This window comes from Nostoc sp. LEGE 12447 (genome assembly GCF_015206985.1).
Lineage (GTDB): Bacteria > Cyanobacteriota > Cyanobacteriia > Cyanobacteriales > Nostocaceae > Nostoc.
Genome location: NZ_JADEXT010000001.1, coordinates 408,448 through 434,500, shown reverse-complemented (window position 1 = coordinate 434,500; position 26,053 = coordinate 408,448). Strand labels below are relative to the sequence as shown.

The 26,053-nt window shown below is 38.4% G+C and carries 22 protein-coding genes and 1 pseudogene; 13 read left to right on the top strand and 10 right to left on the bottom strand.

Annotation, left to right across the window (positions count from 1 at the left end):
- Nucleotides 1-104: 104 nt before the first annotated feature.
- A complete protein-coding gene (locus tag IQ274_RS01840) occupies nt 105-992 on the bottom strand; it encodes an alpha/beta fold hydrolase (protein ID WP_163935367.1) in 888 nt (295 codons plus the stop codon).
- 268 nt (nt 993-1,260) lie between these two features.
- Here IQ274_RS01840 and IQ274_RS01835 point away from each other — a divergent pair, with 268 nt between their 5' ends.
- From IQ274_RS01835 to IQ274_RS01815, 5 genes are all read left to right on the top strand, one after another.
- Nucleotides 1,261-1,572: a BMC domain-containing protein gene (locus IQ274_RS01835; protein WP_069069150.1), complete on the top strand. Its 312-nt coding sequence runs from the start codon at nt 1,261-1,263 to the stop codon at nt 1,570-1,572.
- 85 nt (nt 1,573-1,657) lie between these two features.
- A complete protein-coding gene (locus IQ274_RS01830; protein ID WP_069069149.1) occupies nt 1,658-2,005 on the top strand; it encodes a carbon dioxide-concentrating mechanism protein CcmK in 348 nt (115 codons plus the stop codon).
- Nucleotides 2,006-2,850: 845 nt separating this feature from the next.
- Nucleotides 2,851-4,038, top strand: a complete 1,188-nt coding sequence (locus IQ274_RS01825) for a HetZ-related protein 2 (protein WP_193867189.1) — start codon at nt 2,851-2,853, stop codon at nt 4,036-4,038.
- A 258-nt stretch (nt 4,039-4,296) separates the two neighbouring features.
- Complete coding sequence (locus IQ274_RS01820; protein ID WP_193867188.1) at nt 4,297-5,514, top strand: pilus assembly protein PilB; 1,218 nt, start codon at nt 4,297-4,299, stop codon at nt 5,512-5,514.
- Between the two features lie 200 nt (nt 5,515-5,714).
- Nucleotides 5,715-6,398 (top strand): Crp/Fnr family transcriptional regulator, encoded by a 684-nt coding sequence (locus IQ274_RS01815; protein ID WP_114081365.1) that lies wholly within the window; start codon nt 5,715-5,717, stop codon nt 6,396-6,398.
- Nucleotides 6,399-6,513: 115 nt separating this feature from the next.
- Here the strand turns inward: IQ274_RS01815 and IQ274_RS01810 are convergent, their stop codons facing one another.
- From IQ274_RS01810 to IQ274_RS01800, 3 genes are all read right to left on the bottom strand, one after another.
- Complete coding sequence (locus tag IQ274_RS01810) at nt 6,514-6,669, bottom strand: hypothetical protein (protein WP_193867187.1); 156 nt, start codon at nt 6,667-6,669, stop codon at nt 6,514-6,516.
- Between the two features lie 52 nt (nt 6,670-6,721).
- Complete coding sequence (locus tag IQ274_RS01805) at nt 6,722-7,807, bottom strand: glycosyltransferase family 4 protein (RefSeq protein WP_193867186.1); 1,086 nt, start codon at nt 7,805-7,807, stop codon at nt 6,722-6,724.
- Between the two features lie 99 nt (nt 7,808-7,906).
- Nucleotides 7,907-8,650 (bottom strand): class I SAM-dependent methyltransferase, encoded by a 744-nt coding sequence (locus tag IQ274_RS01800; RefSeq protein ID WP_163935353.1) that lies wholly within the window; start codon nt 8,648-8,650, stop codon nt 7,907-7,909.
- 135 nt (nt 8,651-8,785) lie between these two features.
- Here IQ274_RS01800 and IQ274_RS01795 point away from each other — a divergent pair, with 135 nt between their 5' ends.
- A complete protein-coding gene (locus tag IQ274_RS01795; protein ID WP_193867185.1) occupies nt 8,786-9,754 on the top strand; it encodes a glycosyltransferase in 969 nt (322 codons plus the stop codon).
- Nucleotides 9,755-9,864: 110 nt separating this feature from the next.
- The gene (locus tag IQ274_RS01790) at nt 9,865-11,304 is read left to right on the top strand and encodes a TylF/MycF/NovP-related O-methyltransferase (protein ID WP_193867184.1); all 1,440 of its coding nucleotides are present in this window, start codon (nt 9,865-9,867) and stop codon (nt 11,302-11,304) included.
- A gap of 115 nt (nt 11,305-11,419) precedes the next feature.
- Here the strand turns inward: IQ274_RS01790 and IQ274_RS01785 are convergent, their stop codons facing one another.
- Entirely contained in the window at nt 11,420-12,193 is a 774-nt protein-coding gene (locus tag IQ274_RS01785; RefSeq protein ID WP_179073813.1) for a putative sugar O-methyltransferase, read from the bottom strand.
- Between the two features lie 715 nt (nt 12,194-12,908).
- Here IQ274_RS01785 and IQ274_RS01780 point away from each other — a divergent pair.
- Nucleotides 12,909-14,228 carry an ABC transporter substrate-binding protein gene (locus IQ274_RS01780; RefSeq protein ID WP_193867183.1) on the top strand — a complete coding sequence of 440 codons (1,320 nt, stop codon included), beginning with the start codon at nt 12,909-12,911 and terminating at the stop codon, nt 14,226-14,228.
- A gap of 21 nt (nt 14,229-14,249) precedes the next feature.
- Here IQ274_RS01780 and IQ274_RS01775 read toward each other — a convergent pair whose 3' ends face one another.
- The gene (locus IQ274_RS01775; protein WP_163938412.1) at nt 14,250-14,966 is read right to left on the bottom strand and encodes a hypothetical protein; all 717 of its coding nucleotides are present in this window, start codon (nt 14,964-14,966) and stop codon (nt 14,250-14,252) included.
- Nucleotides 14,967-16,015: 1,049 nt separating this feature from the next.
- Between IQ274_RS01775 and hemE the strand changes: the two genes are divergently transcribed.
- Together hemE and IQ274_RS01765 are read left to right on the top strand one after the other, a co-directional pair.
- On the top strand, nt 16,016-17,077 hold the full coding sequence (hemE, locus tag IQ274_RS01770; RefSeq protein WP_163938415.1) for a uroporphyrinogen decarboxylase: 1,062 nt from the start codon (nt 16,016-16,018) through the stop codon (nt 17,075-17,077).
- A 170-nt stretch (nt 17,078-17,247) separates the two neighbouring features.
- On the top strand, nt 17,248-18,204 hold the full coding sequence (locus IQ274_RS01765) for an NAD-dependent epimerase/dehydratase family protein (RefSeq protein WP_193867182.1): 957 nt from the start codon (nt 17,248-17,250) through the stop codon (nt 18,202-18,204).
- Nucleotides 18,205-18,215: 11 nt separating this feature from the next.
- Here the strand turns inward: IQ274_RS01765 and IQ274_RS01760 are convergent, their stop codons facing one another.
- On the bottom strand, nt 18,216-18,929 hold the full coding sequence (locus IQ274_RS01760; RefSeq protein ID WP_163939333.1) for a hypothetical protein: 714 nt from the start codon (nt 18,927-18,929) through the stop codon (nt 18,216-18,218).
- Between the two features lie 631 nt (nt 18,930-19,560).
- Here IQ274_RS01760 and IQ274_RS01755 point away from each other — a divergent pair.
- The gene (locus IQ274_RS01755) at nt 19,561-21,159 is read left to right on the top strand and encodes a B12-binding domain-containing radical SAM protein (protein ID WP_163939331.1); all 1,599 of its coding nucleotides are present in this window, start codon (nt 19,561-19,563) and stop codon (nt 21,157-21,159) included.
- A 281-nt stretch (nt 21,160-21,440) separates the two neighbouring features.
- On the opposite strand, the gene IQ274_RS01750 is transcribed toward IQ274_RS01755, so the two are convergent.
- Nucleotides 21,441-22,709, bottom strand: coding sequence for a tetratricopeptide repeat protein (locus tag IQ274_RS01750; protein WP_193867181.1), 1,269 nt, complete (start codon nt 22,707-22,709; stop codon nt 21,441-21,443).
- Between the two features lie 317 nt (nt 22,710-23,026).
- Between IQ274_RS01750 and IQ274_RS36240 the strand changes: the two are divergent.
- Nucleotides 23,027-23,146, top strand: a pseudogene (locus tag IQ274_RS36240) (DUF711 domain-containing protein); the annotation flags it as partial.
- Between the two features lie 2 nt (nt 23,147-23,148).
- Here the strand turns inward: IQ274_RS36240 and IQ274_RS01745 are convergent.
- A complete protein-coding gene (locus IQ274_RS01745) occupies nt 23,149-23,817 on the bottom strand; it encodes a 2OG-Fe dioxygenase family protein (protein ID WP_193867180.1) in 669 nt (222 codons plus the stop codon).
- Nucleotides 23,818-24,057: 240 nt separating this feature from the next.
- Here IQ274_RS01745 and sfsA point away from each other — a divergent pair, with 240 nt between their 5' ends.
- Nucleotides 24,058-24,783 carry a DNA/RNA nuclease SfsA gene (sfsA, locus tag IQ274_RS01740; protein ID WP_193867179.1) on the top strand — a complete coding sequence of 242 codons (726 nt, stop codon included), beginning with the start codon at nt 24,058-24,060 and terminating at the stop codon, nt 24,781-24,783.
- 192 nt (nt 24,784-24,975) lie between these two features.
- Here sfsA and IQ274_RS01735 read toward each other — a convergent pair whose 3' ends face one another.
- Nucleotides 24,976-25,377: a fasciclin domain-containing protein gene (locus IQ274_RS01735; RefSeq protein ID WP_163936176.1), complete on the bottom strand. Its 402-nt coding sequence runs from the start codon at nt 25,375-25,377 to the stop codon at nt 24,976-24,978.
- Nucleotides 25,378-26,053: the final 676 nt, after the last annotated feature.

Genomic DNA, 26,053 nt, shown 5'->3' with positions numbered 1-26,053 from the left:
GAAACTGTACAAAATCAGGTTTTGTAAAACAAGGGGCTTAAGCTCCTTGTTCTATAGCAACCCCACAGGTAATCGATATTATACTTAGTAAATAACAAACTGCTTTAAACTCGAAAGGTTAAAATATGCTGCGCGGTGATTTGTGCTTGTTCCAAGTGTGGGAGATGACCACAATCTTGAATCCAGATGAGATTGCTGTGTGGAATTGCACTTTTAAACTTTGTGGCATCCTTAGTACCCAAAATCTTATCGGAATCGCCCCACAAAATTAGTGTTGGTTGCACAATTTTTGATAAGATATCAAATCTAAAAGCACTGTAACCACCACTTTTAGTAAAAGCAATCAAAGCTTGATTCCAACTGGGCATTTGTAGATGTAATGCACCACAACATAAAGCATCGACAGAAGCAAGAGTTTGATTTTTATATCCAATGCGAGAAACGCGATCGCGCACCTTTAGATTACTCAAAAATTGAGTTGCGAAATAGTCCAATGGGGGAAACATGAATTTACTTAACGGTGAACCACCAGCTAACCCTGCACTATCAATTAACACCAGCTTTTTTACAACTTCCGGGTAAGTCAGCGTAAAATCAATCGCCGTCGCACCCCCCATCGAAGCGCCTACTAAAATTACAGGTTGGTTAATTAAGCTTTTCCAGAAATAATAAAGATGGGTTTTAATCGCAGTTGGGCTATAAGCAATTTCTGAGAGTCTATCTGTAAACCCAAAACCCAACAAATCCACAGCCCACGTTTCATTATCTCTAGAGAGTAGTGGCAAAAGCCGCCGAAATTCTAATACAGAACTGTCAAAGCCGTGAATTAATAAAATAGGAGTTCCACCACTCCCTTGCTTGACATAAGTTGTGGTAACTGGTTGATTAATTAAAGGAGTAGCGATCGCAGCAGTTTGAATCCTCTGAGCTAGTGCGATCGAGGCAGATTCTGTCAGTTGCCCAACTGCTTTAGGGAGAAAATTCGGAAACATAAATTTCAGTTTATCGTACTAGCTTGCTTTGGCGCATCGCTGATTTTGTTAAACAACAAAATTACCCAAACTAATCTGCTCAAGTATTATTTGTAATACATAAAACATAGTTTAGTGGCTAATCAAAATATTCTAACTCTTGTAAAGACGCGATTAATCGCGTCTCTCCTAATTCCCACCACCAAAGAAAATTTTGCAAAATGTCAAAATTGGGACTAAAGCCACGTACAATTGATATCGCCTATCCCTTATTCCAGGAGCTAATGCCATGCCAATGGCGGTTGGCGTAATTGAAACTTTAGGTTTTCCTAGTGTTTTAGCCGCAGCAGATGCAATGGTCAAAGCTGCCGCAGTCACGATTGTGTATTATGGTCAAGCTGAAAGCGCTCGTTTGTTAGTCGCCGTCCGGGGACACGTTTCTGAAGTCAATAGAGCTGTTGAAGCCGGAATCGTAGCTGGAGAGCAAGTCAAGGTTGGTACAGTAATTACCTACTACGTTGTTCCTAATCCCCCGGAAAATGTGGAAACCATATTGCCAATCCATTTCACTGAAGAATCAGAACCTTTCCGTATGTTCTAAGCAATTTTGCTATCAAAATCTGTAGCGAAGCTTCGTACAATTAACTCGTAGTCCCCATATCGTTTATTCATACAGGAGATTAATAATGTCATTACAGGCAGTTGGAGCACTTGAAACGAAAGGTTTTCCTGCGGTGCTAGCAGCAGCAGATGCAATGGTAAAAGCTGGTCGAGTTACCCTTGTTGGTTATATCAGAGTAGGTAGCGCTCGCTTTACAGTTAATATTCGGGGCGATGTTTCTGAAGTAAAAGCTGCTATGGCTGCTGGTGTTGAAGCCGCAGAAAATGTTTTTGGCGGTACACTCGAATCCTGGGTAATTATTGCTCGTCCCCATGAAAACGTTGAAGCTGTTCTGCCAATTGGGTACACAGAACAAGTCCAAGGGTATCGAGAATCTGTAGAAAATCCGATTGTTAGATCGAACAATCGATAGATTCAACCCTCTGCGGGGAAATTCAAAACGAAGAATCCCCACAAATGAATTTATTGAGATATCTATTGTAAGGCTTCTGAACATTAAAGCTTTTGAGGGTTGCATTCTTTCTGTTTTTAAATTTTGCATAAGTTGAATTTTTAAGCAGAGGGAAAGCAAAAATCAGAGTCAATAGTCAAAATCAATATTGACTGTTGACTATTCATTTTTACTAATTTAAACGTTTTATATAACACCTTACTAAATATCCTTTTAAACACTAATTTACGTATATACATTTAGATAAAATAAAAATATATTAAGAAATTTAACTTAATACTATTCAGTTAAAGCTCGCTCCTCCTGCCTAATTCCCCTTAGAAAGGACGGAATTAAGCTCATTTTAAGAGGGTCGGAGGGCTCTTATAGAGCAAAATCTTATGAACACCAAGCGTATTAAGATTTAACTAAGTATTTTCCTACGTAAGGGATTGTAAAGGGTTGAAACTTATACGGGTGAAATAACGTCTGACATTGAGTTAAATTAGATTCGTTCCTGGTATCTGTTACAAAATATCAGATTTCCCCGACCCATCTCGTGCAAAGGTGTATCCTCACCACTGCTAGGCAGATTTCTGTTCTTAGTTAAAAAACATAACTTTACAAAAAGCTTAAATTTACATATTTGCTCTAAATGCTTCATTTACAAGGGTTTTGGGTATTTTGGAATTGAAAGGAAAACATCAATGTGGAAATTTCTGCATAATTTTAGTGAATTAAGACGTAATAAGAGTAGAAACACTGAGCTATTTTCATGAAACTCATGAAATCTGGGGCAGCTGCCAGTTAACAATTAGGTGGGATAAATGGGGGTTGTGATGCAAACTTCAAAATTGAGTTTCGAGGAATGCAATCTCAGTATGACAACAGATATGGAAAAACTGGCTTTAGATTGGCAAAAGCGCTTGGCTACTGAATGTCCAGAGCAAAATGAAGCTGCTAGGCAAAGTATTATTCTCTGGCTATTTGGATCTGACTCAAAACGGTTTGATCTGTTAAACCCGAAGGAACTTGAGATCGCCAAACAAGCGATGGAATATCGCTGGAAGATTTTACGTCAACGTTATTTGGGGTTTGGGCGAGAACGTGCTTATCGCAACTTGATAACGCGACTAGGGAGTTTAGTGACATTACGGAATAAAATTCAGACTTGGGTTTCCCTCAGCCGCGATCGCCAGCGCAGTGTGATGGATGTATTGCAAGAAGTACTCCAAGAATTACTGCAAACAGATGCCTATATGCAACAACAAATGGCCGATCTTGCCAAATATACAAGCGATAGGCGATTGGCAGATGCTCTGCTATTTGCCAGTGTAGAAGAATATTGTCTGCGACCAGTACGCAATCAACCCTTATTAGCTTATCGGTTTGTAAATTACTTGCGTCGCACTCAGCGCGGTGGCTTAACCCAAGTGCCGGGTCGTGACATGATTAGACTGGTGTCAGAAGAAGTCCTCACCGACGACAGTGACAATCGAGTTAACTTAGTAGATAGTCAGGCGATCGCAGAATATCAAGAAACACAACAACTAGAAGAACAACAAGTCCTACGTCAGTCCGTCCAAAAAGAATTTGAAAATTATTTACAAGAAAATCTGGGAAAAGACGCAGTAGAATGGCTACGACTGTATCTGCAAGGTAAGTCCCAAGAAGAGATCGCCCAAAAACTGGATAAGCAGACTAAAGAAGTCTACCGGCTGCGAGAAAAAATTAGTTACCATGCTGTGCGTGTTTTTGCCCTCAAAAATAAACCAGAGCTAGTAGACAGCTGGCTCTCAATTTCCTTACAAGAACATAATTTAGGGTTAACGCAAAACCAATGGCAACAACTTGATGAAAAATTGACTCCTCTAGGGCGGCAGATATTAGATTTGCGGAAAGCAGGTAACTCAATAGAAGCAATAGCTCAACAGTTAAAACTCAAAACCCATCAAGTATTAGGCGAATGGACAAAAATTTATCTTGCAGCCCAAGCTTTAAGAACCCAAGAGTAGCCAATTCAGGCGGCGGGAGACAAGGCAAATGGGGAGTGGCGAAGTGGAGGAGTAGGGGATTAGGGTAAGAAGAAGTATTAATTATTTGCCCAATGCCCAATCCTCAGTATTATCCCCAATCTATCATCTAAAATTCATCTTCTACTTACGTCTACTTAAGTATATATAATTGAAATTTTAACAATCAAACAAAGTATCTTTATTAACTACTTACTCAATTAGAGGCAAAATATAAATAAACACCACGCAATCAAACCTATGTTGTCTTCCGAGGGCGAACTAAATGATACCGCAGCAAATGCACAGCAAATCCTAACTGCCACTCAAACTAGATGGGAGGAAGGAGGGGAACGCGAGCAAATGTTCCAACTAATTGATAATCTTTTATCCTTTGAAGCTTGCCTCTACCATCAGATTTTGCCCTTGGGATTAGAAGACAAAAACCTCTTGCTAGGTATGGTTTATCCACAAGACAGTGAGGCACTAGATTATGTTGGTCGCATTTTGTCTTATATCAATTGCACGATGGTGATTGAGGCGATCGCAAGCGACTCTCACCGCAGAATATTATCAGCCTACCTCAACCACAAGAATACATCTCAGCTAGACGCAAAACTTGTGCATGAGTCAACAGAGGACTTTCCCCAACACAATGCTGACAAACCTATTCCCTCTCTAAATGCCGACTCAGAATCAAATCAGCACCCCCTATTGATGGCGTTTCAGACACAAAAGCGTCAACATTCTGGACAGCGTGTAGACTTGCCTCCTATCCCAGAGCTAGATCAATCATCTCAAACTCTAAGGAGTCAAGAAGGCGAGACATCCGTTACAGTAGCAAACAATCTACCTATTTTGCCTACACAAGTTCCTGAATTACTTACTTCCATTGAGTTGCTGCCAACACTACCACCCAAAAAATTACTAGAGGAATTACTAGGGCGAATTCTGGGTGGGGGAATAGGTCGGCTGTATTTAGAAAGACAAGCTTACGAAGGCAGGATACTGTGGAGTGATAATGGAATATTGCAGTCTGTGTTAGACCAGCTGCCGCTCTATGTTTTCCAAGGAGTACTGAACGAATTAAAGCGGTTTGCCTCCCTGCCTCTTACCACGCTTGCAGAACCAAAACAGGTAGAGAAGGAATATGTATATCAAAAAAACCGCTTGTTATTACGCTTGCGAGTTATGCCGGGAACCTATGGTGAAGAGGCAACACTCCAAGTCTTGCGGGGAGCAGCATTAAAATTCTATCAGCAACAACAATTGATGCGTCTGGGACGTGATGCTTTAGGAATTTCTCAGCAACTAAGTTTCAAATTACATGAACTACAAGAACGGCTTTTGTTGAATCCTATCCTTGACTCTCAGCAATCAGAGGCTTTAGCTACACTGAATCAATTAGTGAAAAATTTAGACCAACAGATCAAAATACTGGCAATACATAGCAATCCACCAACAGACAGCAAATTATAGGTCTGTCAGTGAAAGCGCTGATTTCGATCGCGTACATAATTGTTATGTTGTAATGAGACTTTAGACCGATCAACCTTATAAGGTTCATCTCAAATAAATACAAATTTTGCGATCGTACTCTGAGTAAGATTACGATTTAAACAAACTTATAGTATCAAAGTTAGTTTCCCGCTCTTGAATCCATTTGTTGCAAATATTTCATGCTAACTGAGGTTTTTAGTGAACTTTTCCCCTTGATGAGTACAGCCAACCCACAAACCTTAGAATGGCTGCTCAACGTTGCAATTGAACATGAATATCCATCGGGGCGAGCCGTTGTGATGGAAGATGCCTGGGGTAATGCCGTTTACTTCGTGGTTTCTGGTTGGGTCAAAGTCCGGCGTACTGTCGGGGACGATTCAGTAGCTTTGGCAATTTTTGGTCGTGGTGATTTTTTTGGAGAAATGGCAATTTTAGATGAATCTCCACGCTCAACCGATGTCATTGCCCTTTCACCCGTGAAGTTGCTTAGTATCTCCAGAGAGCGTTTTATTCAAATATTGTTTAAAGACCCACAGTTACATCACCGGATGCTGCAACTGATGGTGCGGCGATTGCGGCAAATTAACCAGCGATTACAAATGCGGTCTTCACCACCAGCAGTCAAACTCGCTCATACCCTAGTAACTTTAGGTGAAAGTTATGGTCAGGAATCAGACTTAGGAAGAGAAGTTTTTAACATTCCTTTTAAAGATTTAGCAGAGGTAACAGAAATCGGTGTTGAAGAAACCACCAAAATCATGGAAAAGCTGCATGAAAAAGGGTGGATCAAAATTGATAGCGCCAATAACATTACTTATCTTGTGAATTTCAAGCAGTTGATAAACTTGGCTGGCAAAGTGTGATTACTTTATCCGAGATAATCCATCATAGGTAGGGGTTGCTGAAAAAGAAAGAAAAGGTTGTACTGTCTTGGGAAATAAACGGTGTAATATACTTAGTCACAATATTGACTGCATCTTATACTGTCGCGCATTCATCACCTAAATAATTGACGTAATTATCTCTTTCATCATCTGTAACTTTTTGATTACCTAGAATAACTTGAGATTTATCCCATGTTTTGGCGTAATTGCTCCAGAACTCTTTATTAATTTCAACGTTGGATGGCTGCATTGGTAAATCCCGTTAGTCGTAGCGGTAATATCTAAATTGAACAAGATTAGTACTATATGAGCTTTTCAGAATTTTTTCTCAGAATTTCTTGAAACCACTCTTCAGTGCGATCGCCCATAGCTTCTAAAGAATATAGAGTTTCTGCTTGCTGGCGACAACTTTGTCGGTCAATTTCATCCAAATGCTTAATAGCTTCTACTAAACCTTGAACACTATCAGGTTCCACCAAAAAACCAGTTTTTCCTTCCTGGACAATTTCTGTTAAACCACCGCGACGATAAGCAATTAAAGGTACTCCACAAGCAAGCGCTTCTATTGCTACATTTCCAAATGCTTCTATCCAACGAGGAGTTACTAAAAGTGCTTGACATTTACCTAGCTCCTTTTGTAGCTCAAGCGTTGGTAAAAATCCTACATATTCTATAGGAGCATTAGGGTATTCTTGACAAATTTTTTCCCAATAAGATACATCCTGTTTTAATCCGAATATTTTCAATTTAATGCCAGTGATTTCTGCTGCTGCTACTGCATCTTCTAGCCCTTTCTCAGGAGCTATCCTACCTACCCACGCCAAGCTCTGAGTTGGTTTCTGGCAAAATTGATAAATAGATAAATCCATGCCATTTAACAGACAAATACACCGTTCTGCAAATGTGAAAGTAGCTGCCTGTGTTTGGCTGTGAACACCAATACTATCAGGAAAATTGATTGCTACTTGTTCAATAATCTCATCCATTACATCTGTCAAAGAACCCATACTGATCAGATGTGCGATCGGACAATTAAAAAATGGTGTTAAATAGAGTGGCAACCAATCATAAGCAAAATTAATAATCAAATCATAATCAGTTTGGACTTGATGAGCATAATCCCACATATTCGCTAAAACAGAATTTTTATGCAGCAAAATTGGATCGCTACGACTCTGATTTTGCGCTGGTATCTGTATTAGTTCACCGGGAATTTGTCTAATCGGTAATGAATTGCTGATAGATCCTTGCGGTGCAACAATTTCTAATTTATGTCCTCGCCGCAGCATCTCTGTAGCAATATTAGATAAAGTTAACTCTACTCCACCTCCCAATCCTGAACCTAGCGGGCCCATTGGAGTAGACATAAATAATAATTTATGGTACATTTCCGTCGTTAATCTATTTTTATCAACATCATTTTTTCAGCTAAATAACTTGTTTAGCGGGTTTCGCTATGGCTCCACCCAAAAAACATGTAATTAAATTCAACTTTGCTTGCGGTAGCAGCGAGTTGTAATTAAGTAAGGGTGAAAAACCTCTAAAAATTGACTCTGAAGTGTATTGAAAAATGTTTCTACTACTTTAGGCTCATCTAAATGGAAAGGAAATTCTTGATTAAAACCTTTAAAAAAATACCAATTCGCTATCATTTTACCTTCAGCATTTAAAGATTGATAAAATTCTAATAACTGCTGGCTAGGGTCTGGCAAATGTTCTAAAACATCAAAACACAAAATAGTATCAAATTTTTCTTTCGCGGGCATTTCAAGAGTACAAATTATTTTTTTATCCAGTCCCATTTTCTCTGCTCGATACTGAACAAAATCACGATTAATCGGATTTATATCATAATAAATAACTTGCTCCACTTGTGGACAAAGAGCAGCACCAAGGGCATGAGTTCCTATCCCTCCACCAAAATCTAACACTCTTCCTTGGGCACAATCTGCAATCAACTGCAACATATCTCCAATATAAGCATAACTTGATAGATGCCAAGCCCCCAATTCAAACAAGTAAAGTTCTCCTACTTTCTCACGATAGAAAGCAGTTGCTTCTTCCCAATTAAAATCTTTGCGTCCTAAATTTTTTATTTCCTCTTGTGCTGCTGTTAACTTTGTCTCGATGGTTTCTGGAGCTAAATTTAAAAAACCTTGTAAATGATGTTTGAAGTCAAATGAATTTTCTAAAAAGCTACTTAACAAAGAAGGCGCAGTAGAGTTTACCATAAAATTTATATCACAATGAAATCAACGTATTCTATTATAGAATAGATATATACCGCTTTGACTTATTAACACTTGTAAACATCGATAAAAAATGTAGTATATTTGAGCAATAGTTTCTAAAAAATAGGGATTTTCATGAAGATTGCCTTAGTTGCTGGAGGCTATATTCCTGCACCTCCCTTATCAAGTTCTATTTTGACTCTTATCCAAGAGTATAAATATTTTTTAGATAAGCTTGGACATCAAGTAGATATTTTTAATAATAAAGATGTTAATGGAGTTATAGATAAAATCAATAATGGAAATTATGATTTTGTACATTTACACGCCTATGAATTTGCTAGTCAATTCAATAAAAGCCTAGAGCAAAAATATTGTTTTAGTTGTCATAATGGCTATTTTTTTAAACAAGATAAATGGGAAGAAGATTTTAAGGAAGGATTTCAACATTACCTAAATGCACCTGGGATAATTGCCCTTTCTAATCCAACAAAAAATATTTTTATTAAAGCAGGCTATTCTGGATACATATCAGTGCAAATAAACGGTATTGATACTCAAAAATTGAATTTCAAAAAAGAAGGAAATAATAAAGCTATTTGTTTGGGTTGGATTCAACCGAGAAAGCAACAGAGATTGCTAGCAGAAACGATTGATGGCAAGTTAAGATTAGATTTTGTTGGGCCTTTAGATGACCCTAATTTTAAAGAAGGAACCACGACAAAACATTTAGGTATCTGGGGTTTAAAACAAGTTTATAATAATCTCACAGCTTATAATTGTTTAGTTTTAATTAGTAATGGAGAAATTGCACCGCTTGTAGTACTAGAAGCAATGGCGGCAGGTTTATGTGTCGTTGTTTCAGAATCTGCTAGTGCTAATTTACACTCCAAAGAGTTTATTAAAGTTTTGCCAGATGATATATTAACTAATGCTACCGCTGAAAATAAAAAAATGGTTTGTGACACAATTATTGATTTAATTGAAAAAAATAAATCTTTTCGCCAAGAAATTGTAGAACATGTCAGAGAAAATTTTGATTTTAGTTACATCATCAAAAACTATATTCAGATAATTGACGATTTTAGCAAGTTTTATTATTAGTAAGCCATCAATCAGTAACTGTGTATATCTAATACTGCATCACAGTAATAGGCATGGGGTTAGCAGCGAATTTTGTAGCAAAAATTAGGATATTTAAGGAAAAATGAATCATGAATAAAGAAACGATAGAGTTTATTGACAGAACATTGTTAGCAGATGGAGATTATGTTTCAGTTGGGCTTGAAATTATCAAACCAGATAAATGTTTTCCCAATATGATTGTAGAAGATATAAATACTTCTGATTTGCATTCTCTAAAACGTGAAATTCCTCATAATCTGTATGTAGATAAAAGAGAAACAGATGTAGGATTTCTCAGTCGGGATGAAGCACATATTCTTTATAATACTGCTCATAAGTTTAGGGATAAAAAAGCTTTAGCTATTGGCTGTTGGTATGGTTGGTCTGTCTGTCATCTGGCATTAGCAGGAGTAAAATTAGATGTAATTGATGCTCTATTAGTCAGAAAAGATATTCATGAAAGTGTAACTAACTCTTTGCGATGTGCAGGTGTCCTGGACTCAGTTAATCTAGTAAGTAGTAATATTCCACAAATAATAGAGGAGTTAGCCGAACAATTACAACGCAAGTGGTCGTTGATTTTTATTGACGGAACTAATGAAGCTATAAATCCACTCAATTATGCAATTATCTGCGAACAATTAGCAGAGACAGAAGCTTTTATTCTATTTAATAACTTAAATTCTCTCGATGTTACCCAAGGCTTAGATTACTTAAAGCAAAAAGGGTGGAACACAATGATTTATCAAACAAGACAGATTATGGGAGTTGCTTGGCGTGGCAATATTGAGCCAGTCCAACATCAGCCAGATCCAAATGTTAATTGGAGTGTACCAGAGCATTTGCAAAACTATCATGTAAGTGAATTATCATCAGATTCAGTAAATGAATTTATGGAAATTATTACTGCTATCCGACCTTATACCTTATTGGGCGAAATACGCTTATTTTCACTTTACTCTCTAGCAAAAAAAATTTGTATAGAAGATATTCCCGGAAATTTTGTTGAATGTGGAAGTTATAAAGGGGGAGCAGCAGCACTTTTAGCATCCGTAATTAAGCGATACAGCTTGCGCCCACGTCTACTTTATGCATGTGATACTTTTGAAGGAATGCCCGAACCGACGGAAATAGATATATATAATGGAATACCTGCAAATGAAACTGGGTTTGGAGTTGGCACTTTAAAAGCTCCAATTGGAGAAAATATACAAGCGATTTGTCAATTGTTAAAAGTCCAAGATATTGTTGTACCTGTTAAAGGTTTGTTTGCTAATACATTGCCTCAATATAAATCAGAGATAGGCAATATTGCTTTTATGCACGCTGATGGAGACTGGTATGAATCAACAATGGATATCTTCAATACGCTCTATGATAGCGTTGTTATTAATGGGATGATTCAGGTGGATGACTACGGACATTGGGATGGTTGTCAAAAAGCCTTACATGACTTTGAGCATTTGAAAGGGGAGAAATTTAACTTGCATCGAATTGACTACACTGCGGTGTGGTTTAAGAAGGGTTAAATAATATTTAACAGCCCAATACTTTTAGAAGGATGTAACTTAATTTTTGAGTTATGTATTGGTCTGTTAAATATCTGCCTAAGTTTTATTCAATTTGGATAAATCCGGTATTTTTTTACCAGACTAAAGTACAATCTTCAGGGTCTAATATGCCAACTTCTTTATTGACTCTGATTGTGGGAATGATTTTAATTAACTCTTCTTTTGTATATGAATTAAAATCTTCTGGATTGATTTCATTGTATGTAATATAACCTTTAGTGGCAGAAAGAAACACCTTTTCTAAATAAATATCTTGTATTTCTCGCCTCAGTTCCGTGAAGGCATAATTGCTAATTACAAGATCATAATTCTCTTTAGGTAATTCATTCATTGTCTTATAGACTAGTGTCGTGTTTAATGGGTAATGATCTAAATATCTTTGAGCTAGCATTAGCACTGGTTTTAGATCAACCAACGTATAGGTTTTTACCTTAAAATAACTACTGACAATTCTACATAGCCCTCCATAACCAACTCCGATTTCACATATATTTAAGTTGTCTAGAGTGCCAAATTCAGATTCTAAATCTGACAAAATTTTTATGTATCGTAGGGTAGGTGGTGCGATTGTACCAATGCCCTCGTAATCAAAAACTATAGGATTGCCAATCCGATCATTTTTAAGAAATTCATTAATCTTGCTCAATACCTTAGAAGAAGAATTTTTGGTTGCTTCCAGATACTCTAAGCCTTGACCGAAGTCGTCGTGTTCTAATGCGATCTTGTATATTTCATTGCGACGAAAATCTTTAAATATGGAAGAATCCAAGCTAGCTTTTAAACAGAATTCAGGATAGTCAATATTGTCAGTCAGGCTGGTTTGTAAAACCTTATCTTGGGAGTTCATGCTTACTACTGTCCTTATTTAGGCATAACTATTTATTCAACTTAGTTGCCCAGCTAGTCTATAAATGAAGAGTTATAAGTCACTTATAAATAAAAGCTGAATACAGAAGAGTCTATGAATAGTTCTTCTGCAAGCTACCAAGCAGATACTGTGATAGAGGTCGATGCTTAATAGTTCTCTTATCTCAGAGTTTAGTTACAAAACTGACCTCAACTCTTACGTGTAAAATTACCATACATCAGCTAGAGATTCAATATTTTGGATAAAACAACCCAAATACTCTCTATGACAGCGTTCTCGCTAATGGTATAATTATAATGCTGATGAGTAACTACGGTTATTGGAAAAATTATTATACCAATTATTTCGAACCTGCACAAAATCAAGGTTGGTCACACTTGGGTCTTAGTCGCAAAGTTTGACCAACCTCACAGGTAATCGGGATCAGAAAGCTTTACATGAGTTTGAACATTTGAGAGGTAAGCAATTTAACCTTCATCAAATTGCCTACACTATGGTGTATTTTAAGAAGAGTAAATTCATAGATACTCAACACATATAAAAATAGATTAAATATATAAACATAAATACTTCCATACGGAGTTTTTAGTCTCATTATTAATTTATCTATGAAGTTTTCAATTATCCTTTATTATTCATAATTATGTATTTTACTTTTCATCCTTCAGATAATGCAATTGATTAACGACTTGGCATGAAATTTACTCTTTTTAAATCCCAAATTCAAAAAACTTTCCGCCAGACGACCCATTCTGCTTGGCGGCTTTCGCTGGTAGGAATTATTCTGAGTATATTTTTAATGTTCTTATATGGTTGTCAGGGGACATTCCAGAATAATGATAGAGTAATTAATTTGAGTTTATGGCAATCCATAAATCCTCCTGCTAATCGGGATGTGTTTAACAAACTAGTAAATAAATTTAATCAAACTCATACTGATATCCAAGTAGAATCTATCTTCATAGGTCAACCCCAATTGCCAAAAATATTAACAGCAGTTGTGGGCAATACACCTCCAGATATTCTGTCATTCGATCCTCAATTGACAGGTCAGTTTATGGAACTAGGGGCAATTCAACCTTTAGAAGAATGGCTGGATAAATTGCCATTGAAGTCGGAAATTAGCCCCAACCTATTGGAGGAATTAAAATTAGACGGTCATCTTTGGTCAATTCCACTTTACACGAGCAATCTAGGGATTTTTTACCGACCTAAACTTTTTCAAGCTGCCGGAATTACGCAAATTCCTAAAACTTGGGAAGAGTTAAGGGAAGCCGCCAAAAAACTGACCATAGACAGGAATGGTGATAATAAACCTGAACAGTACGGAATGTTGCTGCCTTTAGGAAAGGGAGAATGGACTGTCTTTAGTTGGTTTCCTTTTTTATTGGGTGCTGGCGGCGAGGTAGTGACAAATAACCGTCCGAATTTAATGAATCAGGCAGCTATTAGTGCTTTGCAATTCTGGCAAAACCTCATGAAAGATGGATCAGTAATGCTTTCGCCTCCTGAACGTGGTTATGAAGAGGATGCTTTTATCGCGGGCCGGGTTGCGATGCAAATCACAGGACCCTGGACTTATATCATGAAGTCTAATGTTGATTATCAAGTGTTCCCTATACCTGCAAGTGTTGAGCCTGCTACGGTGACAGCGACGGGAATATTGTATCTAATGAAGACCACGCCAGAAAGAGAGAAAGCAGCACTCAAATTTTTGGAGTATGTTTTGAGTGAAGAGTTTCAAGAAGAATGGAGTGTCGGAACGGGTTTTTTACCAGTTAATATCAAAGCTGGTCAAAGTGAAGCTTTTAAGGAATTTATTAGCAAAAAACCTGTTTTAAAAGTATTTATGGATCAGATATCTGTATCACTTCCTCGACCAATTATTGCTGGATATAGTCGTCTTTCTGACAGTCTGGGTCGAGCGATCGAGGCGACATTACTAGGTGAGTCTGCCGAAAAAGCACTCAAGGCGGCACAAGAACGTTTAGAACTTATTTGGGATGGCAAATGAAAATCCTGAAGAAACTCTAGTTTAGCGATGTGGATTTCTTTTTAATGTACACAAACCAATTGCTGGTATAGCTCCCAGTATGACTGCTGTAAGCCCTTGTCCACTCCAATACAATATGAAATTACGGCTTGCTTCTGGAATCAGATTTTGCACCAGAAAAAGCATCCAAACCAAAATAGTAATTAGTAAGAAAGAAATTGAGGGTAGAAAATTCCACCACCAAATACCTGCTGTATATCGTCTCAGTACCAGCCATTGGCAAAGCCCTAGCCAAACACCCGAAATTATATATGCGATCGCAGATAAAAATCCGAAAATAAAAGTTTCTTCAGGTGATGATGAGGCTATGGATGAAATGTAGTTAATCCAGGCTGTAGAAACACCGTTGGCAATCAGCCAACCGACGCTAGTCGCAAATAGCCATTGTAAACCCGGTAAATATCGGTAAACAATCAGGGCTTGGTCAGCAGCAAAAATTACGGCAAATACAACATTACTGAGACTTCTGACCAAAATACTCCATGTTTGTGTCTGGAGAGCAATACCCGGTAAGTTTTGGAGAATAATTTTCTCTAAGGCGATACTGGCAACGCCACCCACAACCCATCCAATCAGGGTCATTAAGGTAAACTGAATAAAGAACCTCTGTCGCTGCGATCGCAGAATCAAAAAGTTTCCTGAATTAAGCTCGTTTTTAGCAGACCCAACACGATCAGGACTATTAGAGTCAGTTTCCATAAGAAATTAGGGTAGCGAGGGAATAGGGAGATTAACAAGATAGGGGGAGAATGGGTAATGCCCACTCCTCAGTTAAATATTGATTCTTGTTTTATCCTATTTCTCACTCGTCAGTCCCTATTTTCTATTATTTACCACTCTCTAAAAGGGAGTCTATTATGTCAATAATAGCGGTAAATTGTCAATAAACTCGGAACTAATCTCATTAACTTAAGCTTATTGCTAAAGGGTTAAGAGTCGCCCGTCATAGATATATACCTAACACAACGACAGTTGCTAGCTTTTGGAAATGTTAAGAGCATAGCTTGCTTCCCCCTAGGGGTACAAGTGCGTATCACCCAACGCAGTGGCTTCCCTACAGAAATTTTATTTTTACTTTATAAATAATCTTTTAACCTTAGTTGCGATTATCAGGATACCTGTTGAAAGTCCTTGAATGATGTGTATCGAGGTTGTGCTTCGATATACATTTTTTACTTTTTACAGCTTGGCGACGACATCACAGCATTCTTTATGCAGTACGAATCGTTTTTAGACTTCCAAAAGATAAGAGGCTACTCTAGTAATCCTAAATCATTCATGAGAAAGAAAATCCCTGAAGAACGTATTTTTAATCTCATTATTTTTTAATATTTAAGTTTATATTTATATATAAAACTTTGAAAACATTTTTTATTTCTACTTAGTTAGATAATTGAAATATATTTAGTGATAGAAGCTCTATTAACGAGTGTTCAATAGGTTGTGCAGGGCGGCTGCATTATGTCAATAAGAGCAGTATATTGCAAATAAAACCTCATTAGCCGATGCTTGTTGCTAAAGCTTTAGGTGAATTCCATCGTAGACATCGCTTTGAGACTTGGAAACTAAACCAAACGAGAAATGCTGATTTTTTCGTTGTTTCTTAACTTAGTTGCGATCGAGAGCAATCAATTTAGATGCGTTTGCCCTACCATTACCCTTTTGCTGCCAACCTGTTGAAAAAGCGTAATCCTAGAATGATAAGCTAAACAGTGGCATAAAAATTGTGACTTAGGATGAAGTGATAAATGGGTCTTCCTTCAACAACTCCTCATCTCTTACGGGCTGCTCGCGGTGAAGTAGTAGATCGTCCCCCTGTATGGATGATGCGACAAGCGGGACGATATATGAAAGCATATCGAGACTTAAGAGAGAAGTATCCTTCGTTTCGCGATCGCTCGGAAATTCCAGATGTAGCAATTGAAGTTTCCTTGCAACCGTGGAAAGCCTTCCAACCAGATGGAGTAATTTTATTTTCTGATATTGTCACCCCATTACCTGGTTTGGGCATTGACATGGATATTGCGGAAGGTAAAGGGCCAATCATTCACTCCCCCCTCCGCACTCAAGAACAAATTGATCGTCTGCATCCCTTAGAACCAGAAGCAGCTCTACCATTTATCAAGACAATTTTACAAGCTTTGCGTTCTGAAGTAGGCGATAAATCAACAGTGTTAGGCTTTGTGGGTGCGCCGTGGACATTAGCAGCTTATGCAGTTGAGGGAAAAGGTTCTAAAACCTACTCCATCATCAAAAACATGGCATTCTCAGATCCGACGATACTGCATCAACTGCTAACTAAATTAGCAGATGCGATCGCCATCTATGCCCGCTACCAAATTGACTCTGGCGCTCAAGTTGTGCAAATGTTCGATTCTTGGGCGGGTCAATTGAGTCCTCAAGATTATGACACCTTTGCTCTCCCCTATCAGCAACGAGTTTTCCAGCAAGTCAAACAAACCCATCCCGATACACCATTGATTTTGCTAGTTAGCGGTAGTGCGGGTGTGTTGGAAAGAATGGCACAATCTGGCGCTGATATTGTCAGTGTAGACTGGGCAGTGGATATGGCAGATGCACGGGCAAGATTGGGTAAGCAAGTCAAAGTTCAAGGAAATCTTGACCCAGGCGTGCTATTCGGTTCTAAACAGTTTATCCGCGATCGCATTCTCGATACCGTTCGCAAAGCTGGTAATTGGGGTCATATTCTCAATCTGGGTCATGGTGTCCTTCCAGAAACTCCCGAAGAAAATGTCGCTTTCTTCTTTGAAACCGCAAAGGAATTGAATCTTGCAGGAGTTAAGAGTTAGGAGTCATACAATTTTAGATTTTAGATTTTAGATTTTAGATTTTTCTTTCAATCCAAAATCCAAAATTCAAAATCTAAAATTTCCAGAGTTATAAGTTATTAGTTGCAATTGGAACTTTTAACTTTATTCTTAACTCTTTAGTTTTAACTCCTAACGTTTGATAAATTTTTATGAGCCAGAAACGCATCTTAGTGACTGGTGCAAGTGGTTGTATAGGTCATTATTTAACAGAAGCCTTAATTAAAGAAACAGATCACGAACTGTATCTGCTAGTTAGGAACCCAAGCAAACTACAAGTTGATACTAAAGCCCGTTCAGGTATCAACGTTTTAGAAGGTGATATGCAAAATATTCGCCAGTTTGCCGATTTACTATCCACAATTGATACGGCGGTACTCACCGCCACAGCTTGGGGTGGTGATAAAACATTTGATATTAATGTCGTCAAGACTATAGAGTTGCTCGAACTGCTAGATCCAGAACGTTGCCAGCAGGTGATTTATTTTTCGACAGCTAGCGTTTTGGATCACTACAATCAACCATTAAAAGAAGCCGGGGAAATTGGGACAGATTATATCCGTTCTAAATATGAGTGCTTAGAGAAAAAAGAAAAATTAGCGATCGCACCTAAAATTACCACAGTATTTCCTACTGTAGTGTTAGGTGGTGATGCGAATAAACCTTATTCTGCTGTCACATCTGGTATTCCAGAAGTGACGAAATATATTAATTTAATTCGCTGTTTGGAAGCAGATGGCAGTTTTCACTTTATCCACGGACGAGATATTGCCACTGTAGTACGATATTTAATTGATCATCCTGCCGAGAACGATCAACCACGTCGGCTTGTTTTGGGTCAAGCACCGTTAACTGCTAATCAAGCAGTAGAAGAAGTTTGTGCTTATCTGGGCAAAAAGATTTACTTTCGCATTCCTATATCTATAGCATTGGCTAATTTGATTATTGTTCTATTCCGCATTCAGATGGCTGCTTGGGATAGATTTTGTATGAATTATCGTCATTTCACTTATGAAAAATTCATAAATCCCAATAGTTTTGGCTTGCCAAATTATTGTGCAACCATGAGTGATGTTTTAAAAATTAGTGGCGTGGAACGTGCTGATTGAGAAAATATCTATTATTTGCTAATGATAACGGTCATTTCTTGCAAAGATAAGCCGACACAAGCTGCCAGTTCTTCCAATGTCAATCGTTCACGTGTGTTTGCTTCTAATGTAGACGTTGCAGCTGCAATGTAATCAGGATTAGCAAGATGATTGACATTCTTAGGAAAAGTTGCTTGGGAATAAAGGCTGGCAATACCTGAGCCTCCAGTAAATTTTTGTATTTGATAAGTGGCAATTAAAGCTGCTTGACGCGCTTGGAGATAAGCAACATAGTATTGTATGATAGCTAACCTTTTCTGCTGTCTAGCTTCCTGCCAACGAGCTCGTAAAATAGGAAGTTGTTGAAAAGTACTGATAAATTTAATCGGGTCAACTGTGACGGTTAAGGAAAAGCTATTTGAGCGTTCAGATGGGGAATTGGGTGATGTTGAAACTGTAGTTAGACCCGGAGATAATTCGATAGCTACGACATCCCTAAAAGCATTTAATCCCATTGCAGCTTTTGTTTCTAACACTTGGGCTGAGTTGCGTTCAGCAATAGCTACTAATTGCTCAATGATTTTGAGATCCTGCTGTGTAATCTCAGTTTGAAGTAGGTTAGGTTGATTACCGTAACTGGACTTATCTTCGGATGCAACCACAGGAAATATAGTACTGATAAATGTAACGGCAAGGAGAATCTTGAAACTTTGTGCAAAAGCTTTTGGGAGCCATCGTGCGATCATCTGATTGATTTATTCTGAAGCACTACACTTATTTTCTAATTTGCTTCTATTTTTACGATACAGCTAAATGAGAATATTTATTATAAGTGTGGAGTCTTTTTCAAGAAATATAATTAGTAGATGGTGATAATATCAGTCTGTAAAGCCTTTAAATCAAAGGTTTGGATATCTATTCAGGATTTTAGACGATTAAATTCTTTACAAATTTTAGTGATAATATTTAACACACAGGCGATCGCCTATGACAGTTGCCTAAGTCCCAATAGGGTTCGGATAAGGTTTTTTGATGACACGCCCCAGATCGCAAAGACGGGATAAATCGCCGTCTTTACAATAATCAGTCCTTTGTAGAGACAGCGATTTATCCCGTCTTAACTGAACCGTATTGGCCTAAGTCCTACTGATATGAATTTAGTTTGTAGCCTGGTGGTAGTTAGAGAAACCAGAAATCTCCTGATTCCTGTTTCAACATGCTTTTCTTTTTGCCGATTAGCTGCAAGAATTCCAGTCGCTAGCCGCCGATTAAAGGGAAAAATATCGGTGGTAAGATAAAACAACTTTAATAAAAAGTCAATAGCTCTTTATTTTCGTTAGAGTGGGATAACAATCAAAGTGTGAGGATTGATACTACATGCGAATCTTGTTAGTGTATCCAATATTTCCTAAAACTTTTTGGTCTTATGAAAAAATCTTAGAGTTAGTTGATCGCAAAGTTTTATTACCACCTCTGGGTTTAGTCACAGTAGCGGCGATTCTGCCCCAAGAATGGGAATTCAAGCTGGTAGATCGCAACATCCGTGCAGCAACAGAAGAAGAGTGGGCATGGGCAGATGTAGTAATTCTCTCTGCGATGATTGTCCAGAAACAAGATTTACTTGAACAAATCCAGGAAGCCAAAAAACGTGGCAAGTTAGTCGCAGTCGGCGGCCCCTACCCCACCTCTGTACCTCACGAAGTTGAAAATGTTGGCGCAGATTTTCTGATTCTGGATGAAGGAGAAATCACTCTGCCCATGTTTATTGAGGCAATTCAACGGGGTGAAACTTCTGGAACTTTCCGCGCCACAGAAAAACCTGATGTCACAAGCACACCAATACCCCGCTTTGATTTATTAGAATTGGATGCTTATGACATGATGTCGGTGCAGTTTTCGCGCGGGTGTCCCTTCCAGTGCGAATTTTGCGACATTATTGTTCTCTACGGGCGCAAACCACGCACCAAAACCCCAGCACAATTGTTAGCAGAGTTAGATTGCCTCTACGAATTGGGTTGGCGGCGGGGTGTGTTCATGGTGGATGACAACTTTATTGGCAACAAGCGAAATGTGAAATTGTTGCTGAAAGAGTTAAAAGTCTGGATGGCAGAACACAAGTATCCCTTCCGATTTGACACTGAAGCTTCAATTGACTTAGCCCAAGACGCAGAAATGTTGGAGTTGATGGTTGAGTCTGGTTTCTCGGCGGTGTTTTTGGGAATTGAAACGCCGGATGAGGATAGTTTGCAAATGACCAAGAAGTTTCAAAACACTCGCAGTTCTTTAACTGAGGCGGTGGAAACCATCATCAAAGCAGGATTGCGCCCAATGGCTGGGTTTATTATCGGCTTTGATGGCGAAAAAGCAGGCGCAGGCGATCGCATTGTCCGCTTTGCTGAACAAGCAGCTATTCCCTCTACTACCTTTGCAATGTTGCAAGCGTTACCTAACACCGCGCTTTGGCATCGCCTGAAAAAAGAAGGACGACTACGGGAAAATCAAGATGGAAACATCAACCAAACAACATTGATGAACTTCTTGCCCACCCGTCCGTTAGAAGAACTTGCTAGAGAATATGTTGAAGCCTTTTGTACTTTATACGACCCAGTAAATTACTTGGATCGTACCTATCGCTGTTTCTTAATGATGGGTTTACCGAGTTGGAAAGCGCCAGCAAAGATGCCAGAGTGGATAGTTGTAAAAGCCTTGCTGATTGTAATTTGGCGACAAGGAATCAAACGGGAAACCCGTTGGAAATTCTGGCACCATTTGTTTAGCATTCTCAAGCGTAACCCTGGAGTGATTGAGCATTACATTTCTGCTTGCGCCCACAACGAGCATTTTCTAGAGTATCGTCAAATTGTGCGCGATCAAATTGAAAGTCAGCTAGCTGAATATTTAGCACAAGGTGCAGAACAGCCTTATGTGCTAGTCAAGGAAAAAGCCGAGGAAAAAGCTGAAGCGGTAGTTAGTTAAAGGTGGTAACGCATAAGCCAATCGCAAGTGATTGATCGCATTTTCACCCGTACATTTGTACGGGTGTATTTATGTGTATAGCTAGTGGCATTTATGAATGAAAATAGTTTTTGCAGAGGCCAGTTTTCCTCCTGCCTCTCAATACTTCTCGATTAAGCATTTTTAATTCGGAATCGGATTTTGGGTAAAGGGAAAAGGGTAAGGGTTAAAGGTTTTTTCTTTCCCCTTCCCTTTTCCCCTTAACCGAGAAGTATGTGCCCTGCCTCTTGTCTCCTTCATTTTTATCTACCGCGATCGCGTTCTAGATCATCAATCACTTTTTGCAAATACCACTCGTCTGACATTCCAGGATGGTAATCCTGTTTCTGCTGAATCAATCGTTCGGCAATTTCCCAATATCCCCCAACCATTCGCAAAAGTCGCTGATGTAGCAAGTTATATTTTTGCTTTTTTGACTGTGGACTAAATTTCTGGATTTTTTCTAGGCGACTTAAAACTTGTTGATAATTTCCCCAGTCTTCTTGTTCACAAAAAATACTCGCCGCCCGTTGATAATCTTCCACGGCATTTTGCATTTCTTCTAAACAAGTATAGGCAATGCCACGATTGTAGTAAGCTTGAGCATCATCAGGATTGATTTGCAATGCTTGGGTGTAATCTTGAATTGCACCGAGATAGTTGCCCGTTGTCCGATAGGCATTACCTCTGGCAATATAGACTAAAGGATCTTGTGGTTGGATTTGGAGTGCTTGGTTAAGATCCGCGATCGCACCTTGATGATCTCCCAATATAGAACGGGCTTTACCTCGGTTGCGATAGACAATGGCATCTTGAAAATTTAGTCGCAATGCTTGATTAAAATCTGCGATCGCTTCACGATAATTTCCCATTTTACAACGCACAACCCCACGACAGCAGTAAGCTTGGGCATCTTGTGAATCGGCTTTCAATACCCAGTTTAAATCTGCCAATGCCTCTTGGGTATCTCCCTTTTCAGCCTTTTCTAATAATTGCGTGAAATAATCATTGGTGGATAAAACTGGTGCATTGGTGGAACGTGATTGCTGTACTACAGGTAATTCTTGGGGTTGTAGCTGTTTAATTCGTTCCAGACACAGGCGACAATTCTCTTTATCCTGTTGTTCTAGATATAATTGTGCTGCTTTTTTAAAGTTAGCGATCGCATCTTGAATATAACCCTGTTTGCGCCGCACCATTCCCCGCAGATTATAAGCCGCAGCATAATTAAGATTGAGACGAATCGCGCGTTCAACATCTTCTAGCGCCCCCGGTAAGTTTTTCAGCGCCACCCTAGCCAATCCACGGCAATAATACGCCTCTACACTCTCAGGATTAAATTTCAGAGCTTCGGTATAATCTGAAACAGCTTTAAGGATTGCTCCTGAGTCATAATATGCCAAACCTCGTTGTAAGTAAGCTTCGGTAAAGTAAGGTGTTAGTTGTAAAGCATGGTTAAATTCCTCAATTGCTCCGGCGTAGTCTTTTCGTCTAGCCTTTTCTAATCCTCTATTGTAAAATTCGTCATTCATAGCATTTGTTTGGTTGATTCAGTTAGTTGAATTTCAGCAAGCTTGCTTCGTGGCCTAACCTATCCACTTACTCTTAATATTTTAAGTATTCAGCATGGCTTTGCTTGATTTCGGATTTGCAATGAATTAAAACGAACACATCCCGGAAATTTTCTCAGGGGGATTTACCCAATTAAAGATTGTACACCTCCAGATTGGAGATATATTAACTGATATGGCAACTATAGCAATCCTAAATCATTCGTGAAAAGTTAGATCCCCGACTTCTTTAAGAAGTCGGGGATCTGGACAGTGAGAATTTTCACAAATCAGATAGGGTTGCTATAGATAAACCACTATCAGCCTAATTATTTCCAATTCCAAATAAAAAAACTGGGGAAATGACTACATTCAATTCCCCACATATCGTAGATTGTCAAATATTTACAGTTAACTAAAATTATTCTGAAAGTAAGCTAGGAGAAGTTAGTACAAAAATATCCCAACTTCCTTGACCATTAGTTTCTGGTTTTATCGGATTTGCAAAGTGGAAAAATTCATGGTCGTTGACCAATAATAGTTCCCCCGGATTTAGAACTTTGCTAAACACAGGTTTTTCTTTTTTGGCAGTATATAAATGTGTTTCTCCACCTTGGATATTATCTCTATCTACTGAAAATACGCCAATAAAATCAGTACCATCTTGATGGATACCTTCAGGTGCTGGATTACTAAAATTGTCTGGTGAACAACTAATTCTTATTTGATGAACTCCGATTTCAGCTTCAGGATGAAGTTTACAAGAATCACTAAATGCTAAAACAAGATTTCTAAAAATATCAAGTTTTATGAGTGCATCATCTAATTCTGCAAACTCTCTTTTTATGTCACCTACTAATGGATTATATTCTTTACTTTGAAAAAAGTAGCCATGAGGTAATTTGATTAACTCGTTTCCAGAAACAGTGAACCGAGATAATCTTCTGGAACGATAATTGCCTTTGATATAAGGGTCAACAGGCATATTACTAAAAAATGGCTTGAAACCCTCTAGATTGATGGAATTTACTTTTCTTAAAGTAAATAGAAAAGCATATTCTAATTCCGTCGCTGTCCACACTTTTTGCATAGGATTTACCTCCTTGCACGTTGGAAGTCTCCCAGATTTTTTATGGAAGGCTTATAACACTGAGTATATGCTACTTTTTATTACTATGTTGTCAATTTAACTACAAAAATTGACAATTCATGATATGTGAAGTTGCTTGATTTTTGTGACAGTGGGGAGTCGCTGCTGAAGAGATTTGCTGTTGAGAGTTAGGTGGTTAAGGAATCGACGTATATTTACTAGCAGCAACAAGGTTTTATAATGATGGATTGGCTTTATCGTTACCCACCTTTGTATCCGGGTATTTTACTCAAGCGTTACAAGCGGTTTTTTGCTGAAGTTCAACTTACTTCTGGCGAAATAGTGACAGCACATTGTCCCAACACAGGGCCAATGACTGGAGTATCAACTGTGCAAAGTGCTGTACAGCTTTCCAAAAGTGATAATCTTAACCGCAAATTGGCTTACACTTTAGAGCTAATTCAGGTACATGATAATGAGCCGACTTGGGTAGGCATAAATACTTTTTTGCCCAATCGGGTGGTAAAGCTAGCTTTGGCGAAACACCTTTTTCCAGAATTGGGCGACTATAGCCAAATCAAGGGTGAGGTGGTTTATGGGCTAGATAAAAAAAGTCGAGTGGATTTTTTCTTGACGGGGAGTGATGAGGAACGCCCGATTTATTTAGAGGTGAAAAATACAACTTTGTCTGAGGGAAGATTAGCTTTATTTCCTGACACGGAAACTACAAGAGGACAAAAACACTTGCGAGAACTAATAGCGCTACTACCTCTAACTCGTGCGGTGATGCTTTACTTTATCAATCGCGGTGATTGTATCGAGTTCTCCCCTGGCGATCGCACAGATCCTGTCTATGGTAAATTATTACGGGATGCGATCGCTCTTGGTTTAGAAGTCCTACCTTGCCGTTTTGACATTTCCCCCGAAGGTATCCGTTATTTAGGTTTGGCAAAACTAAAAATTTGATTACACCTAATTAAGAGAGGCTAGCAATTGCAACGTCTCCACAGACATAAAACAATAAATCCATCTAGACAATATCTAGATGGATTTGTTGGTAGTTGGTGTTTACTAAAAAACATTCAACCAGATTTTAATCAAGAAACGACTATGGGTAGTCGCCGCCCCAGAAATAGCATTCGCTATTCTGAAGTTTGTTTATGCAGGAATCAAAACTGTGTCAATTACGTGGATGACACCGTTGTCAGCAGCAACATCTGCTGCTGCAACTGTTGCATCATTGATTTTAACGCCATTAGAAGCGTCAATTTTTACATCTGAACCTTCAACTGTTTTAGCTGTCTTCAGTTTAGCTACATCAGCAGCCAGTACCTTTCCTGAGACTACATGATAGGTCAAGATTTTCTTGAGCTTTGGAATATCTTTCAGTAATGCGTCTACTGTACCTGCTGGAAGCTTGTTAAATGCTTCATCTGTGGGTGCGAAGACGGTGAATGGGCCATCACCTTTCAGTGTATCTACCAGACCAGCCGCTTGGATTGCTGCAACTAGTGTCTTGAAAGAACCATTGTTAGTGGCAGTGTCAATTATGTTGGCCATGTGTTTTACCTAGTTCTGTGTAACCTGTTACAAATCTAAACTATTTTTCCATAAAAGCTATCTATCGTTAGATGTATGCCAAATTAATTTTTTTATTGATAGCATAAAAGTTTATATATATTTTTATACACACAGAGAATTATATGTAGTTAATCTAAATAGATGAGTTACAAGCACTCCTGGATTCGTGGTTTACCGCCGCAGATATCGCTCCTTTTTTACACATCGGTAAGCAATACTTGTCGGTTAAGGGGAAAAGGGGGAAGGGGAAAGAAAAAACCTTTAACCTTTACCCCAAACCCAATTCTGAGTTAAAAATCCTTAACCGAGCAGTATTGCATCGGTAAGTGCGATCGCTTTTCACTAGTGTTAGTACAGCACTAGTACACCAGCTTAATTACCAACTAAATTAGGCAATAACTTGTTTAAAACTACTTTGTTGGTAAAAAATACTAAAATAGATTTTTACAAAAAACCTGTACTGGATAAGTAATTCAGGGTGTTTTTAAAGTTTAATTTCCCTTACTAAGCTTTTTGTCAGGATTTTATAACCAAAAATATTGGTAATATTCGTGTTTAACTGATATTATTTCATCACTAAATACATTTCACTTTTTGTTTGTGTAATTCTACTTGGAAATAATAACGGCTCATCATAACTAATGCTTTTAGCAAT